The organism is Bradyrhizobium sp. STM 3843 (assembly GCF_000239815.1).
Classification (GTDB): domain Bacteria; phylum Pseudomonadota; class Alphaproteobacteria; order Rhizobiales; family Xanthobacteraceae; genus Bradyrhizobium.
This window is the reverse complement of sequence record NZ_CAFK01000297.1, coordinates 1-17,317: the sequence shown is the minus strand read 5'-3', so window position 1 is coordinate 17,317 and position 17,317 is coordinate 1. Positions and strand designations below refer to the sequence as shown.

13 protein-coding genes are annotated in these 17,317 nt (G+C 64.7%); 3 read left to right on the top strand and 10 right to left on the bottom strand.

The window, feature by feature from the left end; all coding sequences use genetic code 11:
* Nucleotides 1-1,075 (top strand): DUF2339 domain-containing protein (locus BRAS3843_RS30280; RefSeq protein WP_035983310.1); only part of this gene is annotated, 1,075 nt, incomplete at its 5' end.
* 3 nt (nt 1,076-1,078) lie between these two features.
* On the opposite strand, the gene BRAS3843_RS30275 is transcribed toward BRAS3843_RS30280, so the two are convergent.
* The 5 genes from BRAS3843_RS30275 to BRAS3843_RS30255 form a co-directional block, all read right to left on the bottom strand.
* Nucleotides 1,079-2,767 (bottom strand): methyl-accepting chemotaxis protein, encoded by a 1,689-nt coding sequence (locus BRAS3843_RS30275; RefSeq protein ID WP_008972976.1) that lies wholly within the window; start codon nt 2,765-2,767, stop codon nt 1,079-1,081.
* Between the two features lie 308 nt (nt 2,768-3,075).
* Nucleotides 3,076-3,309: a hypothetical protein gene (locus tag BRAS3843_RS30270; protein WP_008972975.1), complete on the bottom strand. Its 234-nt coding sequence runs from the start codon at nt 3,307-3,309 to the stop codon at nt 3,076-3,078.
* A 226-nt stretch (nt 3,310-3,535) separates the two neighbouring features.
* A complete protein-coding gene (locus tag BRAS3843_RS30265) occupies nt 3,536-4,153 on the bottom strand; it encodes a hypothetical protein (RefSeq protein WP_008972973.1) in 618 nt (205 codons plus the stop codon).
* Nucleotides 4,154-4,337: 184 nt separating this feature from the next.
* Complete coding sequence (locus BRAS3843_RS30260; protein WP_008972972.1) at nt 4,338-5,324, bottom strand: MDR family oxidoreductase; 987 nt, start codon at nt 5,322-5,324, stop codon at nt 4,338-4,340.
* A 66-nt stretch (nt 5,325-5,390) separates the two neighbouring features.
* Nucleotides 5,391-6,638 carry an MFS transporter gene (locus BRAS3843_RS30255; protein WP_008972971.1) on the bottom strand — a complete coding sequence of 416 codons (1,248 nt, stop codon included), beginning with the start codon at nt 6,636-6,638 and terminating at the stop codon, nt 5,391-5,393.
* 339 nt (nt 6,639-6,977) lie between these two features.
* On the opposite strand from BRAS3843_RS30255, the gene BRAS3843_RS30250 reads away from it, so the two are divergent.
* A complete protein-coding gene (locus tag BRAS3843_RS30250) occupies nt 6,978-8,582 on the top strand; it encodes an L-aspartate oxidase (protein ID WP_008972969.1) in 1,605 nt (534 codons plus the stop codon).
* A gap of 168 nt (nt 8,583-8,750) precedes the next feature.
* Here the strand turns inward: BRAS3843_RS30250 and BRAS3843_RS30245 are convergent, their stop codons facing one another.
* From BRAS3843_RS30245 to BRAS3843_RS39920, 3 genes are all read right to left on the bottom strand, one after another.
* Nucleotides 8,751-10,226, bottom strand: coding sequence for a cell wall hydrolase (locus BRAS3843_RS30245; protein WP_008972968.1), 1,476 nt, complete (start codon nt 10,224-10,226; stop codon nt 8,751-8,753).
* Nucleotides 10,227-10,640: 414 nt separating this feature from the next.
* A complete protein-coding gene (gene ppdK, locus BRAS3843_RS30240; RefSeq protein ID WP_008972967.1) occupies nt 10,641-13,616 on the bottom strand; it encodes a pyruvate, phosphate dikinase in 2,976 nt (991 codons plus the stop codon).
* Nucleotides 13,617-13,711: 95 nt separating this feature from the next.
* The gene (locus BRAS3843_RS39920; protein WP_008972966.1) at nt 13,712-13,867 is read right to left on the bottom strand and encodes a DUF3096 domain-containing protein; all 156 of its coding nucleotides are present in this window, start codon (nt 13,865-13,867) and stop codon (nt 13,712-13,714) included.
* Between the two features lie 237 nt (nt 13,868-14,104).
* On the opposite strand from BRAS3843_RS39920, the gene BRAS3843_RS30235 reads away from it, so the two are divergent.
* Nucleotides 14,105-14,440: a DUF1236 domain-containing protein gene (locus BRAS3843_RS30235; protein WP_008972965.1), complete on the top strand. Its 336-nt coding sequence runs from the start codon at nt 14,105-14,107 to the stop codon at nt 14,438-14,440.
* Nucleotides 14,441-14,567: 127 nt separating this feature from the next.
* Here BRAS3843_RS30235 and BRAS3843_RS30230 read toward each other — a convergent pair whose 3' ends face one another.
* Both BRAS3843_RS30230 and glyS read right to left on the bottom strand, forming a co-directional pair.
* Complete coding sequence (locus BRAS3843_RS30230; RefSeq protein ID WP_008972964.1) at nt 14,568-15,164, bottom strand: class I SAM-dependent methyltransferase; 597 nt, start codon at nt 15,162-15,164, stop codon at nt 14,568-14,570.
* 1 nt (nt 15,165) lies between these two features.
* Entirely contained in the window at nt 15,166-17,271 is a 2,106-nt protein-coding gene (gene glyS / locus BRAS3843_RS30225; RefSeq protein ID WP_008972963.1) for a glycine--tRNA ligase subunit beta, read from the bottom strand.
* Nucleotides 17,272-17,317: the final 46 nt, after the last annotated feature.

The following is a 17,317-nucleotide window of genomic DNA, read 5'->3' as shown; positions in this document are numbered from 1 at the left end:
CGCGCTGGCGCTCGCACTGACCTTCGCCTTGGAGAAGGGCTGGCTGACGATCGCGCTGGCGCTGACATCGCTGGGCACGGCCTGGATCGCCACGCAGCGGCCGATCCCGTTCCTGCGGACGCTGGCGGCTGTCTTTGCCGGCCTCGTGGTGGCCCGGATCGGCTACGAGCCGCGCATCGTCGGCGACGACGTCGGCACCACGCCGATCTTCAACTGGCTGCTATGGGGCTATGGCGTGCCGGCTGCTTCGTTCTGGGGCGCGAGCTATCTAATGCGCCCGCGCGCCGACGATGCACCGCTGCGTGCGATCGAGGCGGCCGCGATCCTGTTCACGGTGCTGCTGGCCTTCCTGGAGATCCGTCACGCCGTCAATGGCGGCGACATGCTTGCCGTGCCGTCGCTCGCCGAAGCAGGTCTCGACGTCTCTGTCGCGCTCGCACTTGCGATCGGTCTCGAGCGGCTGCGCCTGCGCAGCCGCAGCATCGTCCATAATGCCGGCGCGGTGCTGTTGACGGCGTTTGCCGTGCTCGGCAGCGTGTTCGGGCTGCTGTTCCTGGAGAACCCGATGGTCTTTCATGGCGAGATCAGAGGCAGCGTTCTCAACCTGCTGCTGCTCGCTTACGCCTTCCCGGCCATCCTGATGCTGCTGTTGTCCTACGCCGTCGCCGGCCAACGCCCGGTCGTCTATGCCAACAGCTTAGCGGCCGGTGCGCTCATCCTCGCTTTGAGCTACCTGAGCTTGGAAATCCGCAGGCTCTATCACGGCCCCAATCTGATCCTGGGCGGTACCAGCGGCGCTGAGCAATACACCTATTCGATCGCCTGGCTCGCCTTTGGCGTGGTCCTGCTCGGGATCGGCATCCTCGTGCAATCGCAACGGGCGCGACTTGCTTCGGCGGTGGTGATCGCACTCACCATCGGCAAGGCTTTCCTGATCGACATGTCCACGCTGACCGGAGTCTATCGCGCGCTGTCGTTCATCTGCCTCGGCCTGGTGCTGGTCGCGATCGGCTGGCTGTACCAGAAGATCCTGTTTCGCAGGCGGCCGCCGGAAGCAGCCGCCCCGACAGCGTGAACGTCAGGCGGCGCGCACCGACTGCAGGAACTGCGCCACCTCGCGCTTCAAGCGATCGCTGTCCTGCGCCAGCGACTTCGCCGCACTCAGCACCTGCGAAGAGGCGCTGCCGGTCTCGGTGGCGCCGCGCTGCACATCGACCACGTTCGAGGAGACCAGCTCCGTGCCTTGGGCCGCCTGCTGGACGTTGCGCGAGATCTCCTGGGTCGCAGCCCCCTGCTCCTCGACCGCGGCGGCGATCGCGGACGCGATTTCGGACAGCTTCTCGATCGTGCCTGAGATCGCCTTGATGGCGCCGACCGATTCCTGTGTCGCGCCCTGAATGCCCGAGACCTGCTGACCGATCTCGTCGGTCGCCTTGGCTGTCTGCTCGGCGAGCGCCTTGACTTCGGTCGCGACGACCGCAAAGCCCTTGCCGGCTTCACCGGCCCGCGCCGCCTCGATCGTGGCGTTCAGCGCCAGCAGGTTGGTTTGACCTGCGATCGTGTTGATCAGTTCGACGACGTCGCCGATGCGGGCGGCGGCCTTGGTCAGTTCGCCGACGCGCTCATTGGTCATGCGCGCCTGCTCGACGGCGTCATGGGCCATGCGCGCCGAGTCCTGCACCTGGCGGCTGATCTCGGTGATCGACGAAGACAGCTCTTCGGTGGCGGACGCGACCGACTGGACGTTGGTCGAGGCTTCCTCCGACGCGGCCGCTACCATGGTCGAGATCTGCTGCGAGCGGTTTGCCGTTGACGACAGCGAGGCGGCGGAGTGCTCGAGTTCGGTCGAGGCCGATGAGACTGTGTTGACGATCTCGCCGATCGTGGCCTCGAACTGGCGGGTGATGCTGTCGACGCGACGGCCGCGCTCGATCTTGGCCTCGGCATCGTGCGCAGCAGCCTCGTCCGCGGCTTTCTTGGCGATCAGCGCCTCCTTGAAGACCTGCAACGTGTCGGCCATCGCACCGATTTCCGTCGGTTCCCCGCGATTTGTGATCTCGGCCGAGAGATCGCCATTGGCGAGCTCCTGCATCGGCTTGATCACCGAGGCGATCCCCTGCGACACGCTCCGCACCAGCGACATTCCGACCGCGAGGCCCGCAATCATGGCCGCGCCGATGATCATGAGCACGAGCCAGAAAGCCTTGGCATAGCCGTCGGCCGCGTCCCCGGTCGCCTGTTCTGCGCCCTTGTCGTTGAGCTCGATGTCCTGCACGAAGTATTTGTCCGCGTCGCGCGCGATCACTGCGACCTGCTTATCCAGAAGCTCGGTCGCTTCATGCGGGATCCGGCCGATGCTCTTATGCGACTCGTCCATAACTTGCCGGACACCGACGATGTATTTGTCCCACGCCTTCGACCAGTTGTCGTAGATGGCACGCTCTTCCGGCGAGGTGATCAACGGCTCGTATTTCTTGCGATCTTTTGCGATAGTATCGAAAATGCCTGCGAGCCGCTTGTCGGCGGCCAGCTTGCTCTCCTCGGTTTCCGACATCACCTGGGCGCGCAACGCGATGCGCAGGAGATTGATATCGGCGCGCAGCTGGCCGATGGCACGTACGCTCGGCAGCCAGTTCTCGGCGATGTCGACCGTGTGCGCATTGATCGAGCGCATGCTGTACACTGCGAGAAGCCCGAGGCCCGACATCGTGGCAAGCATGAAGACGATAACGGCGATGATCTTGGCACGAATGGACAGTTTGGCCATGTGGTGTCCTCACCAGTGAGTGCAGTCCGCTCCGGGGCCCCGCGACGACAATGGCGCGCTGAGGTGCACGGTAACGGAGCACTCAAAATGCGAATGATACGATTGGAAACTCCAATCACCACACTGGGCCGGTTCCACAAAGGGTTCCTTAATCGAAACCCCCGGTCTACTACGGACAACACCGCGATACTGATCTGCTCACGGTACCGTTGGGTAGCAGCGGTTTGCGCGACCTGCTTTCCGCAATGGTCCGATGGCAAGACCAGTTCGGCAGATATGATCTTGAGTGGCGCTCAGGCGCTGCACGGCTATCCGACGGACTCAGCCACCAACCGGATTCGAAATATCGGCTGCTTGGCTTCGTCCAACAGTTCCATCCGCCACTCTGCATCCTCCTGCAGGGTGCGCGAGATACCGCCAATCAGATCAGCACAGACCGCCGTTAGTTCGGTCCACGCAGACTCGCGATTGACGAATTCGTAAGGCTGATCAGCCGCGCCCGAATAGCGACCGTGGCTGATGCGAAAGAAATAGAGCGACATTACGGACCCTTTCACGTGGGCCACCCCCCTCCTGCCAAACTGGATTGGAGTTGCTACCGCGACGTGAATCTACGCGTCCGGAAGACTACGGCGCAATGATGCGACCGGGCTTCGGGAATGTGAGATTTGTTGCAGAACGTTTAAAGGCCGCACTGCGCTGCGTGCTGCTCCGCTCACCTCCGCGCAACTTCTGCCGGCTTCCGCTTGCTCAACGGCGCGTTAAGTCTTAGTCCGTCGAGCGGCGCAATTCCGGTGCGCCCTCTGACTTACCGGACTGCCCTAGGCTCTCGCTCCTGACCGGCTCTGGCTTCACGGTCTCGGATTTGATCGGCTCGATCTTGCTGCTTTCGACGCGCGGCGTCTCGACCCGCGCGGTCACCTGCGACGCGTCGGTCCCAGCGGCGGCGCGGCGCCCACCATGCGGGCGTGCCACCGCCCGCGCCATCAGCATGGTCGCACCGCCCTGGTGCTGGAAGTCGCAATAGGCAAAACCGAGGCCGGACACCGATCCGCGGAAGCTGCGGTCGTCCTTCTTGTCGAGATTGAAGCAGGGCTCGAACGGAAGGCCCTTCAGCGAGGCGCAGACGTTCTCGCCTCGGATCTGCAGGGTGTTGCTGGGCAGACGGATGTGGCGCACCGGCCCGGAGCCGGAGAACTGCACCGCACCGGCGGCACCCATGTCATCAAGAATGCGGCCGGCTCCGCGAGTGCCATCAACGCAGGTGAAGGCGAACACCTTGCCGGCGACGAACCGGCGCGCCTCATCGGCCGACATCGACCCAGCGAGCGCGGGTGCAATGATGGCACCGACCGCGACGGCTCCCAATACAAAACGCGCAAGCATGCTGAAACTCCGACAAACCCATGCAGCTGCAAGGCTAGTGCCCAATTCCAATCCGAAGTCCCGAAGATATCTCGCCGCGGCTGGGTCGGGGGCTTCAAATCGGCGGCACTAGGCTTTTACCCGATGCTTACCATACCAACCGTGGCAACATTGGAGCAGCTTGGTTGGCAAAGTCTGAACGTCCTCAGGATATTTTTACCACCACCCGGCCCCGGACCTGGCCCGCGAGGATCTGCGGGGCCAGGTCAAAGACCTGATCGAAGCCGATTTCCCTTGTTATTTCAGCGAGTTTTGCCCGATCCAGATCGCTGGCGAGCCGATTCCAGGCGGCCTTTCGGGCCTCCACCGGGCACATCACCGAATCAATGCCGAGCAGGCAGACGCCGCGGAGAATGAAGGGCGCGACCGAAGCCGGCAGGTCCATGCCGGCCGCGAGCCCGCAGGCCGCAATGGCCCCGCCATATTTTGTCATCGACAGCAGGTTGGCCAGCGTGGTCGAGCCGACGCTGTCGACGCCACCGGCCCAGCGCTCCTTGGCGAGCGGCTTGGCCGGCGCAGACAGCTCATTGCGATCGATCACTTCGGCCGCCCCCAGGCTCTTGAGGTAATCGGCCTCCGCCGCCCGCCCAGTCGAAGCGATGACGTGATAGCCGAGCTTGGCCAGCACCGCGGTCGCCACCGAGCCGACGCCGCCGGCCGCTCCCGTGACCACGACCGGACCGCGGTCCGGGGTCAGGCCGTGCCGTTCCAGCGCAATCACGGCCAGCATCGCCGTGAAGCCCGCGGTGCCGATCGCCATGGCCTCGCGGGCCGATAATCCTTTCGGCAGGGCGACCAGCCAGTCGCCCTTGACGCGGGCCTTTTCGGCATAGGCCCCAAGATGGGTTTCACCCATGCCCCAGCCGGTACAGATCACCTGATCCCCCGGCTTCCATTGCGGATGCGACGACTGTTCGACGGTGCCCGCGAAATCGATCCCGGCGATCATCGGAAAGCGCCGGACCACCGGAGACCTGCCGGTCACCGCCAGCCCGTCCTTGTAGTTCAAGGTCGACCAGTCCACCCGAACGGTGACGTCGCCATCCATCAACTCGGCTTCGTCGAACTGCACAAGAGCGGCCGTCGTGCCCTTGTCCGCCTTGTCGATTCTGATCGCCTTGAATGTCGCCATGGCCGCTCTCCCTGATCCGATTAACACCTTTGCCGCATGTTTAGCGGATCAGGCGGCCGGCGCAAATCAGGTTGCCGGCACGGCCCGGGCCACCGGCTTCTCCACGATCGGCAGGTTGATCAAGGCCGAGAGCACCCCGAACAGGATCGAGAGCCACCAGATCGGCGTATAGGAACCGAAGCGCTCGAACACGATGCCGCCCAGCCAGACGCCGAGGAAGCCGCCGACCTGATGGCTGACGAAGGCAAAGCCGTAGAGCGTCGCCAACCAGCGGGTGCCGAACATGATCGCGACCAGGGTCGAGGTCGGCGGCACCGTGGACAGCCAGGCCAGCCCCGAGACCGCGCCGAAGGCGATCGCGGAGAAGGCCGTCACCGGAAACGAGATGAAGGCGAGCGTGGCGAGCGCCCGGGTGAAATAGATGAAGGACAGGATGTAGCGCTTCGGCAGCCGGGTCTGCAGCCAGCCGACGCTGAGCGAGCCGATGATGTTGAACAGGCCGATCGCCGCGATCACCCAGCCGCCGACTTGCGCGGACAGCCCGCGATCGACCAGGAACGCCGGCAGGTGCACGGTGATGAAGGCGAGCTGGAAGCCGCAGGTGAAAAAGCCGAGCACCAGCAGCACGTAAGAGCGATGTCCGAAAGCTTCCATCAACGCGGTCGTGAATGACTGCTGCTCGGCGTCCGTCGGCTTCGGCTCGGCCGCCGGCGGCGTTGCAATGGCGAGCGACAGCGGCACAATCAGGAGCATCAGCGTCGCGAACACCATCAGCGCGCTCTGCCAACCGAACTGACCGATCAGCGCGACACCGAATGGCGCGAACAGGAACTGGCCAAGCGAGCCGGCCGCCGTGCCGGCGCCGAGCGCGAGGCTGCGCCGTTCCGGCGGCAACAGCTTGCTGAACGCCGACAGCACCAGGTTGAACGAACAACCGGACAGGCCGAAACCGACCAGCACGCCGGCACCGATGTTGAGCGACAGCGGCGTCGCCGAATAGCGCATCAGGACCAGACCGCCGGCATAAAGCAGCGCGCCGACACACACCACGCGCAACACACCGAAACGGTCCGCGACCGCTCCAGCCAATGGCTGGCCGAGGCCCCACAACAGATTCTGGATCGCGACCGCGAGCGCGAATACGTCGCGGCCCCAGGCGAATTCGCGGCTCATCGGCTGCACGAAGAAGCCGAGGCTGGAGCGCGGGCCGAAGCTCAAGAGCGCGATGGCGCAGCCGCAGGCGATGATGACCAGCGGGGTGCGCCAGCTCGCGGCCGTGGCCGGCGAACCGAGTTCCGTTGTCTGGACCGACATTGCGTTTCCTTCCCTGCTCGCCATCGAGTTAATGCATTTGCATGGAAAAGAGCGAGAAGGCCAATTAAAAAAATCGATGCAGCTGCGTGGTGGTGATCCTCGATCGCGGCACGTGGTTGGACACGTCAAGATTACCTAAATACCACAAAAACATCCTCTCGCGCGAAGGTCAAAACCGGTCCTCGCCCGGTGCGCGAGCGACCATCAGGAAAGCCGCGTTTTGTCGCCAAAGACGCTTAAACAACGAACCTTGTTTCTGAAGAACGGCTAACCCGCGCTCCGTAGTCATAGGCAGCCTGCGCAAGCTGCGCAGACGAACGTAAAGCGAAGCGGTTTCCCATGGACGATCGGGCTCATCATGTGATCGAGAGCAACGGCGATGTTGTGATCGTGGGTGGGGGCGTCGCCGGCCTGCTTTGCGCCCTGCAACTGGCGCCGCGGCCGGTCACTCTGGTCTCCGCTCAGCGCCTCGCCGACCAAGCTGCCGATTCCTGGATGACAGGCGGCCTCGCAGCCATCGGCAATGGCGACAGCCCGGAGGCTCTCGCGGCGGATATGATCGCGGCCAGCGGGGGCCTTGCCGACAGCGACATGGCGCTGGCGGTTGCACGCGAAGCGGAGCGGCGGATCCACGAGCTGCGTAACCTTGGCATCAACCTCGATTGCAGCCGCGAGGACCGCCATGGACGCATCCGCGCAGTCGCCGCGCCGGTTCGTCGCCTCGTCCCGATCGGCGGCGACAGGACGGGAAGCACGATCCTGACCGCGCTGAGCCGGGCGGTGCACAACACCCCATCGATCCGCATCATTCAAGGCTATCAAGCTGAAGCGCTGATCATGGACGGCGATGCCGTGGCCGGCGTGCAGGTGCGGTCCGGCGATGATGCGGCCGCACCGCCGGTCATCCTCGCAGCGCGCGCGGTGGTGCTGGCGACCGATGGCCTGGGGCGTCTGTACGCAACCACGACGAATCCGGCGCTGGCCAACGGCACAGGCCTTGCCATCGCCGCGCGTGCCGGTGCGGTCATCGCTGATCCCGAGTTCGTGCAGTTTCATCCCACCGCCATGATGATCGGCCGCGATCCGGCCCCAGCCATCACCGAAGCCCTGCGCGGGGCCGGCGCCATTCTGGTCAATCGGCGCGGTCAGCGCTTCATGCTGCCGCGCCATCCGCTCGCCGATCTCGCGCCACGCGATATCGTCGCGCGTGGCGTCTTTGCCGAAATCGCCGCCGGGCGCGGCGCCTTCCTCGACGCGCGCGACGTGCTCGACGACGATGTCGCTGCCGCCTATCCGATGCTCGATGCGAGTTGTCGCGCTGCCGGCATCGACCCGACCCGCCAACCGATTCCGGTGGCGCCTGCGGCCCACATCCACATCGGCGGCGTCGCCGTCGACGCGCGCGGCCGGAGCTCGCTCAAGGGCCTGTGGGCGGCGGGCGAGGTCGCCGCATCAGGCATTCACGGCGCCAACTGCCTCGCCGGCCACGCCCTGCTCGAAACCGTCGTCATGGCGATGCGCGTGGCCGAAGACATCGCAGGCCAAATGCCGGCGCCCCTCCCTGCCCTGAGCGACATCACCATCGCGGAGTCGAACGGGCCGTTGCCACCCTTTGCCGAGAAGGCGCTGCGCGAAACCATGACCACGCAAGTCGGCGTGATCCGCGACGAGGAGCGGCTCGCCGAAGCCGTTCTGACGATCGCCGCGATCGAAGGCGAAAGCCCGAGCCTCGCGCTGCGCAACATGGCGACCGCGGCGCTGTTGATCGCAACCAGCGCCTGGAGCCGGCGCGAGAGCCGCGGCGCGCATTATCGCGCCGATCATCCGGCCGACAATCCGGCCTGCGCCCAACGCACCATGACCACGCTCGTCGCCGCACGAAAGGTGGCGGAGGAGATTGCGGCGAACCCGCCGAGCCGCAGGCTGCGAGCGGCGAGTGCGTAGCTGGCCGGCCGGACGCATAAAGCTTGTGGCATTGACCTCTCAGCGTCATTCCGGGGCGATGCGACAGCATCGAACTATGATGCGCAATTGCGCACCTGAGAATCTCGAGATTCCGGGTTGAGCCCTGACGGGCTGCCCCGGAATGACGGCGTCTATAACGAAGTAAGACTAGCGCCGCGTCCAGTTCGGATTGATCTCGGCTTCGCTCTTGGCCTCTTCGGCCAGCTCTTCCGAGATTGCAGCGGTCTGCGCCGGCGAGCCCCAGCTCGGGGCGTCGCTGCCGTCACCCCAGGCCTTCGGCCGGTAGAAGGTGTGGACGCCGAACTTGTACATCCGCTTCATCTCGGAGACCCAGGACGGCCGCACCCAATAGGCGTGATAGTGCGTCGACTTGCCGACTTCCGGCAGCCAGATCTGGCCGTCGAGCATGGCTTTGGCGATTTTCCTGGCGCGCTCCCACATGTCGGGCTCGCGGATCACGTCCGGCGTGCCGTCGCAGGCGAAGGTGAACTGGCAGGCATAGTGCCGGTACTTGTTCTGATACACCACACCGCAGACCGTGGTCGGATAGTAGCCGGAGAAGGCGCGATTGAGCACGACCTGCGCCACCGCGATCTGGCCGCGCACCGCTTCGCCGCGGGATTCGAAATACACCGCTTCGGCGAGGCATTTCTCCGACTTCGCGCGCACCTTGTCGTCGAACAGGCCGAGCCGCTCGGCCGGCGTCTTGGCTCGCTGATTGTCGGCATTGACCTCGCCCTTCGGCGCGATGCTCTCGCCGCTGTCGGGACGCGCTGCGACATCGTTCGACGCCGGTGGCAGAGCCGCCATCGGCTTCAAGTCGGGATCGGGCAGCACGATCAGCGGCGCCTCGCCCGGCTGCCAACTTTCGATCCCGCCGGCGCTGCCGCCGAGCGAGGTCGTGCCAAAATAGAGATTGGCCGTTTTGATATTCAGGCCGTCGTAGGAGACGGCGCCGTCTTCGGCGGGCACACTGGCCGCGGCCTTGGTCTCGTCGGAGGGCTGCGACTGCGACGACGCAGGAGCGCTGTATTGGGTCAGCGGCGGCGCGCGCAGCGCCTCCTGCAATTCCGGATCGAGCGTGGTGCGTGGCGCGACCGGCGTCTCAGCCGGAGCTTCCGCCGTCTTTGCGCCGAACACCGACGAGTTGGAATTGGCGGGCTGCTCGGGCGGTGCGCCTTGTGCCGGGGATGTCTGATCTGCCGGCGCCGCGTTCTCCGCCGGCGCTGCGGGCGGCGTGACCACGAGACGATCGCCCTTCAAGGTGCGGTCGACGGTCGGAAAGTCGGAGGCCTGGTAGCGCGGCGGCGTCTGCAGCACCGGATTGCGCGCTACCGTCCCGGTGACGTCCGCCTCGCGGCTGACGAGGCTCGCCAGCTGATAGGCCGCGCTCTGCGGCGCCGAGGTGCCGATCGGCCGGCCAAAACTGTAGGTCGCGAGCTGAATGGAGGCCGCGGCGGAGAACACCCGCTTCTGCCAGCGCTCGGCGACGCCGGGCTGCCGGGCCAGCAGGGATGCGATGTCTTGGTAACCGGTCTCCGTCGGCATCAATGCGAAGACGCAGAGACCGAATCCGAAGGACGCACATCGCGCGCCCTTCGGACCGGGACGCAGAACTAACATCGATACGCTCAACGCAACGCTTACTCGAGGGACGATCGAACACAGTTCGTCCGTGCAATTCGATCGTCTTTCTTCGTAAACGGTTTAGGTTGCTGAGCCGTTAAAGCACGTTGCAGCTGTGAGACAGGCAAGCCGAGAAGTTGTAGCTGGTGTCGCGATCAAATGGCTTGGTAAACAGGGCGGCGACGAAAACAGTAAATATCAGGTCAACAAGCGCGGTGAAGAAAGTTTGTAGATCGCGGAAGTTCCACCATAGAAGGGAAGGCTATCGCATATGCATCTGAGGTTCGGGCCAGCACTCTTTCCACGTCGTCGTGGCTGGGCTCGTCCCGGCCATCCATGTCTTTGCTAGCTCTGAAAAGAAAAGGCCGGCAAGTTATGCCGGCCTGTTCGGAATGACTTTCAGTAGAGGACCTACGCCTGGCTCGCGATCTCCTTGCCGAGCGCGGCCTGGGCCGCGGCAAGGCGCGCGATCGGCACGCGGTAGGGCGAACACGACACGTAGTTCATGCCGATCTGGTGGCAGAATGCGACGGACGCGGGATCGCCGCCATGCTCGCCACAGATGCCGACCTTCAAGGCAGCGCGCGTAGCACGGCCGCGCTCGACGCCGATCTTGACCAGCTCACCGACGCCGGTGCGATCCAGCGAGATGAACGGATCGATCTCGAGAATGCCTTTGCTGATGTAGGTGCCGAGGAAGCTCGCGGCATCGTCGCGGCTGATGCCGAAGGTGGTCTGGGTGAGGTCGTTGGTGCCGAACGAAAAGAACTCGGCGGCCTTGGCGATCTCGCCGGCCAGCAGCGCCGCGCGCGGCAGCTCGATCATGGTGCCGACCTGGTATTCGAGCTCGGCGCCGGTCTCGCGCATGACCTCCTTGGCGCTCGCATCGATGCGAGCCTTGACCAGATCGAACTCGGCCTTGGTCGCGATCAGCGGCACCATCACCTCGAGGCCCACGGCCTCGCCGGTGCGTTTCTCGGCCTCCACCGCCGCCTCGAAGATGGCGCGCGCCTGCATCTCGGCGATCTCAGGGTATGCGATCGCCAGGCGACAACCGCGGAAGCCGAGCATCGGGTTAAACTCGGAGAGCTCGCGGGCGCGGTCGGCGAGCCGGCGCGGATCGGTGTTCATCGCGCGCGCGACTTCCTCGACCTCGGCCTGGGTGTGCGGCAGGAATTCGTGCAGCGGCGGATCAAGCAGCCGGATCGTGACCGGCAGCCCCCTCATGATCTCGAACAGCTCGACGAAGTCGGCGCGCTGCATCGGCAAGAGCTTCGCGAGCGCTGCGCGGCGCTCCTGCTCCTCCTCGGCGAGGATCATCTCGCGCACGGTGCGGATGCGGGTCTCCTCGAAGAACATGTGCTCGGTGCGGCACAGCCCGATGCCTTCGGCACCGAACTTGATCGCGGTGCGCGCATCCTCGGGCGTGTCGGCGTTGACGCGCACGCCGGTCTTGCGGACGTCATCGGCCCAGCCCATCAAGGTGCCGAACTCACCCGACAGCTCCGGCTCGATCATCGGCATGCGCCCGGCAAGAACCTGACCGAGCGAGCCGTCGATGGTGATGACGTCGCCGGTCTTGAAGGTGCGCGAGCCGACGCTCATGGTGCCGCGGCCGTAGTCGACGCGGATATTGCCGCAGCCGGAGACGCAGGGCTTGCCCATGCCGCGCGCGACGACGGCGGCGTGCGAGGTCATGCCGCCACGCGTGGTCAAGATACCTTCGGCGGCGTGCATGCCATGGATGTCTTCAGGCGAGGTCTCGATGCGGACCAGGATCACCTTGTGGCCGTCGGCCTGCAGCTTCGCAGCCTCCTCCGACGAGAACACGATCTCGCCGGACGCGGCGCCAGGCGAAGCCGGCAGGCCGGTGGCGATCACGTCGCGCTTGGCTGAGGGGTCGATGGTCGGATGCAGCAGCTGATCGAGCGAGGCCGGCTCGACCCGCAGCACCGCATCGTTCTGCGAGATCAGGCCCTCATTGGCGAGCTCGACCGCGATGCGCAGCGCAGCCTTCGCCGTGCGCTTGCCGCTGCGGGTCTGCAGCATCCACAGCTTGCCGCGCTCGACCGTGAACTCCATGTCCTGCATGTCGCGGTAGTGCTTCTCGAGCAGCTTGTAGATCCGCGTCAGCTCGGCGAAGGCGTCGGGCATCGCCATTTCCATCGACGGCTTGTCGGAGCCGGCCTCGCGCCGCGCCTGCTCGGAGATCTCCTGCGGGGTGCGGATGCCCGCGACCACGTCCTCGCCCTGCGCGTTGATCAGGAACTCGCCGTAGAGCAAGGCTTCGCCGGTCGACGGGTTGCGCGTGAAGGCGACGCCGGTGGCCGAGGTGTCGCCCATGTTGCCGAACACCATGGCCTGCACGTTGACCGCGGTGCCCCAGGATTCCGGGATGTCATGCAGCTTGCGATAGGTCACTGCACGCGCATTCATCCAGGATGAGAACACCGCGCCGATCGCGCCCCACAGCTGGTCGTGCGGATCCTGCGGGAAGTCCTTGCCGGTCTCGTGCGCGACCGCTTCCTTGTACTTGCCGACCAGGTGCTCCCAGTCTTCAGCCGTGAGATCGGTGTCGAGCGAATAGCCCTGGCCGTCTTTGTAGGTGTCGAGGATGTCCTCGAAATGATGATGCTCGAAGCCGAGCACCACATCGGAATACATGGTGATGAAGCGGCGATAGCTGTCATAGGCAAAGCGGCGGTCGCCGGAAAGCGCGGCCAATGCCTCGACCGTCTGATCGTTGAGGCCGAGATTGAGCACAGTGTCCATCATGCCCGGCATCGAGGCGCGGGCGCCGGAGCGCACCGAGACCAGCAGAGGATTCTCGGGATCGCCGAACTTCTTGCCGGTCAGCTTGCCGATGTAGTCGAGCGCCTTCTCGACCTGCGAGGTCAGCTCCTTCGGATAGGTCTTGTCGTTGGCGTAGAAGTAGGTGCAGACCGAGGTCGGAATGGTGAAGCCGGGCGGTACCGGAAGGCCGAGATTGGCCATCTCGGCGAGGTTGGCGCCCTTGCCGCCCAACAGATCGCGCAAGCCAGCTTTGCCCTCGGCCTTGCCGTCGCCGAACGTATAGACCCACTTGTTGGGCTTGATCGCGCTGGCGGCGCTCTTGGCAACGGACTTCGCGGCATTGGCAACAGACTTGGCTGCTGTCTTGACTGCGGACTTCGGAGCGGCCTTTGGCGCCGTCTTGGCTGCACTCTTCAGCGAGGTCTTGGAAACGGGCTTCGCCGGCGGCTTGGCAGCCGACTTGCCAACGGGCTTGGCCGGGCCTGCCTTCAGAGCCTTGCGCGCGGGCGCCAGCGGCGCAGCTTTTGCCTTGGCCTGCTTGGAAGGCTTTGATTTCGCTGCGACTTTCTTCGACTTCGCTACCGCTTTAGCCATGAGGTGCTTCGATCCGCAAGTAAGGAGGAGCAATCGCGCGCCTTACACCACTTTGGGGGCTGCGGCGCAAGCGAAAGGGTTCCAGAATCCGGTGTTTAGAGATGAATCCACTTCAACAGGCCGAGCCCGATCAGGCCGTTGAGGATCAGGAAGATCGCGACGATGAAGTTGAGAAGGCGAGGCATGATCAGGATCAACACTCCGGCAATAAGCGACATGATCGGCGACACATGGGCGACGGTGAGGGTCATGTGAGACTCGGATTTTTGGGATGTGATGGCGGGACGAATCGAGCGGCTCGGACTTTATCCTTGCTCATCGTGGCGGAATAGAAGACGCAGGCGGGAACATTGGTTCCCGCGCCCGCTCAAATTGCTCAAAAAACCTGCCGATCAAACCGCGCTGTTCCCCGGAACGATGCGCCGCTGGCTGCATTGGGGAGGCATGTGCCGGCGCGAGCCGGCCTCACTTTGAAGGAGTTCGATCCAATGCGAAACCATCTCATCGTCGCGGCATTGTTGGCTGCGGTCGCGACGCCGATGGCTGCGCAAGCGCAGTCGTATGGCGTGGTCGTCGACGACGATGCGCCGCTGATCGCGGTGGAACAACGCCCGGCATTCCGCGAATATGTGGTGCGCGAACGCGTTCCCAACTATGTGATTCCGGATCGCGTGGTTGTTGGCGGCGTTCTGCCGGAGACCGGTGTTACTTACTACGACGTTCCGCAGCGTTTCGGTCCCACGCAGTACCGTTACACCGTCGTGAATGGCGAAACGGTGCTGGTCGAACCGCGGACCCGGCGGATCATTCAGGTCGTCGAGTAGTTATAGAGCTGCATTCGGTCGCCGACGCCCCCGCACGCGGCCGGATGTGAAGGCCCTGCCCGGTCCCCCCCGCCGGGCGGGGCTCTTTATTTTTGAAACACTGCTTCTCTCGGAGAGCCTACACGGGTCAGCCGGCTTTTTTCGCGACCAACCGGTGGACGGTCTTGCCCGAGGAGACGCTGACCAACTCCTCATCGAGCAGCAGCTGGGCCGGCGACAGCTCGGCCAGCACGGATGCGGTATCGACGGAAGCGTAGAGCCGTCCCTGCGGATCGCGGACGTCATCGCCCGTGGTGACGCGCCAGCTTAGATAGAGGACGCCACCGGGCCTTGCGATCGCCAGCATGCGCCGCACCGACGCCGGCACAAGGGTGCGATCGAGATGCATGATCACGGTCTCACACAACACATTGTCGAAGGAGCCGTCCGCGATACCCGAGAGTGCCGGCAGTTCACTGCGACTGAATGGAAGCTGCGGATAGCGCGCGCGAGCTTCCATCAAGAGGCCCTCGGACGCGTCGAAACCCTGCGCCGGATAGCCATTGGCCTCGAGCCAGGCGACCTCGCGTCCACTGCCGCAGCCGATGTCGGCGGTGCGGCCTCCCCTGGTGAAGAAACGCGTGATGATGTCGTGCAGATCCTCGGGCGCTGGCTGGGTGTGCCAATCGGTCGCAAACGCCGCAGCAGCCTGATCGTACGCGGCGAGCGTCTGCTCGTCGGCCATCTCAGCCCTCGATCTTGGAGAAATCCGCAACGGCACGCGTGGCGCTGCGGATCTCGTTCAAGAGCTTCAACCGGTTCTCGCGAATCTTCGGATCGTCGTCGTTGACCTTGACCTTGTCGAAGAAGGCGTCGACCGCGGGCCGCAGCTTCGCCATCGCGCTCATCGCGGCGGCGAAATCTTCCTTGGCAACAGCGGTGCCCGCTTCCGCCTTCACCTCGCCGATCGCTTTCGCCAGCGCCTTCTCCTCGTCGAGCCTGTAGAGCGAGGCATCCGGCGCGCCATCGAACGCGCGCTTGTCCTTCTTCTCTTCGATCGCGAGGATGTTGGAGGCACGCTTGGTGCCGGCGAGCAAATTCTTGCCGTCGTCAGAGTCGAGGAATTTGCCGAGCGCCTCGACGCGGCGGACCACCATCAGGAGATCGTCCTGGCCGCCGAGCGCGAACACCGCATCGACCAGATCGTGCCGCGCGCCCTGCTCGCGTAGCTGCACCTTCAGGCGATCGGCGAAGAAGGAAAGCAGATCGGCTGCGAGCTTTTCCGGATCCCCGGTCCCTTTGCCCTTCAGCCCCGATAGCGCAGACTTCGCAACCTCTAGCAGTGACAAGCGGAGCGCGTTGTCGGTGATCAACCTGATTACGCCCAATGCCGCACGCCTGAGTGCATACGGATCCTTGCTGCCCGTTGGTTTCTCGTCGATCGCCCAGAACCCGACGAGTGTATCGAGCTTGTCGGCGAGCGCCACGGCCGCCGATACCGGGTCAGTCGGCACGCGGTCGTTCGGCCCCTGCGGCTTGTAGTGCTCTTCGCAGGCCGCGGCGACGGAGACATCCTCGCCCTGGGCCAGCGCGTAGTACTTGCCCATCAGGCCCTGCACTTCCGGAAACTCGCCGACCACTTCGGTGAGCAAGTCCGCTTTCGCAAGCTTCGCGGCGCGCTTCACCTTTTCGATATCGGCGCCCACCAGCGGCGCGATCTCGGCCGCAAGCCGTTCGATACGCTTGATGCGTTCAGCCTGGGTGCCAAGCTTCTCGTGGAACACGATCTGCTCGAATTTCGGCAGGCGATCCTCAAGCCTGGTCTTCAGGTCCGTCTCATAAAAGAATTTCGCATCGCTCAGCCGCGCGCGGATCACGCGCTCATTGCCGGCGATGATGGTCTTGCCGCCGTCGCTCGCTTCGATATTCGCGGTCAGGATGAATTTCGGCGCCAGCCCTCCGGTCCTGGGATCGCGCACCACGAAGCACTTCTGGTTGTTGCGGATGGTGGCGCGGATGACCTCAGCCGGCGTCTTGAGAAAGTCCGGATCGAATGAGCCCATCAGCACAACGGGCCATTCGACCAGGCCTGCGACCTCGTCGAGCAGCGCGGGGTCCTCGACCAGCTCATAGCCTTGCGCAAAAGCGAGCTGCTTGGCGTCGGTGACGATGGTGTCCTTGCGGCGGTCAGGGTCGAGCACGACCCTGGCATCGAGCAGCTTGGCCTCATAATCCTCAAAGCGACGCACCGAGATCGGTGCGGGCGCCATGAAGCGGTGGCCGAACGTGGTCTGGCCGGCTTCGATGCCGTCGACCGAGAAGCTGACGACATCAGGCTCCTCGGTCTCGAGGCCGAAGGTCGCCGTGATCGTGTGCAGCGGCCGCACCCAGTTCAGCGCGCCCGGTCTTTCCGAGCGCCTGCCCCAGCGCATCGATTTCGGCCAGGGGAAGGTGCGCACGATCACCGGCAGCATCTCGGCCAGCACATCGAGCGTGGCGCGGCCCGGCTTCTCGATCAGCGCGACGTAGAAATCGCCCTTCTTCGGATCGCGCTGGATGGTGGCTTCCTCGATCGAGGCAAGGCCGGTGGCTTTGAGAAAGCCCTGGATCGCCGCCTCAGGGCCGCCGACGCGCGGGCCCTTGCGCTCGTCCTTCAGGTCGGCCTGGCGCGCGGGGATGCCGTGGACCGTCAGCGCCAGCCGGCGCGGTGTCGCGAAGGCCTTCGCGCCTTCATAGACGAGGCCTTCGGCGACAAGCTTGTCGGTGACCATGCGGCGCAGATCATCCGCCGCCTTCGCCTGCATGCGCGCGGGGATTTCTTCGGAGAACAATTCGAGAAGGAGGTCGGGCATTAATGTCGCTCTTTGCGAGGACGGCGAGGCTTGCTCGGCCGTGACT

Coding starts and splice junctions, on each gene's coding strand:
- BRAS3843_RS30275 (WP_008972976.1), bottom strand. CDS start 2,767: ATGGCCAAACTGTCCATTCGTGCCAAGATCATCGCCGTTATCGTCTTC.
- BRAS3843_RS30270 (WP_008972975.1), bottom strand. CDS start 3,309: ATGTCGCTCTATTTCTTTCGCATCAGCCACGGTCGCTATTCGGGCGCG.
- BRAS3843_RS30265 (WP_008972973.1), bottom strand. CDS start 4,153: ATGCTTGCGCGTTTTGTATTGGGAGCCGTCGCGGTCGGTGCCATCATT.
- BRAS3843_RS30260 (WP_008972972.1), bottom strand. CDS start 5,324: ATGGCGACATTCAAGGCGATCAGAATCGACAAGGCGGACAAGGGCACG.
- BRAS3843_RS30255 (WP_008972971.1), bottom strand. CDS start 6,638: ATGTCGGTCCAGACAACGGAACTCGGTTCGCCGGCCACGGCCGCGAGC.
- BRAS3843_RS30250 (WP_008972969.1), top strand. CDS start 6,978: ATGGACGATCGGGCTCATCATGTGATCGAGAGCAACGGCGATGTTGTG.
- BRAS3843_RS30245 (WP_008972968.1), bottom strand. CDS start 10,226: ATGTTAGTTCTGCGTCCCGGTCCGAAGGGCGCGCGATGTGCGTCCTTC.
- ppdK (WP_008972967.1), bottom strand. CDS start 13,616: ATGGCTAAAGCGGTAGCGAAGTCGAAGAAAGTCGCAGCGAAATCAAAG.
- BRAS3843_RS39920 (WP_008972966.1), bottom strand. CDS start 13,867: ATGACCCTCACCGTCGCCCATGTGTCGCCGATCATGTCGCTTATTGCC.
- BRAS3843_RS30235 (WP_008972965.1), top strand. CDS start 14,105: ATGCGAAACCATCTCATCGTCGCGGCATTGTTGGCTGCGGTCGCGACG.
- BRAS3843_RS30230 (WP_008972964.1), bottom strand. CDS start 15,164: ATGGCCGACGAGCAGACGCTCGCCGCGTACGATCAGGCTGCTGCGGCG.
- glyS (WP_008972963.1), bottom strand. CDS start 17,271: ATGCCCGACCTCCTTCTCGAATTGTTCTCCGAAGAAATCCCCGCGCGC.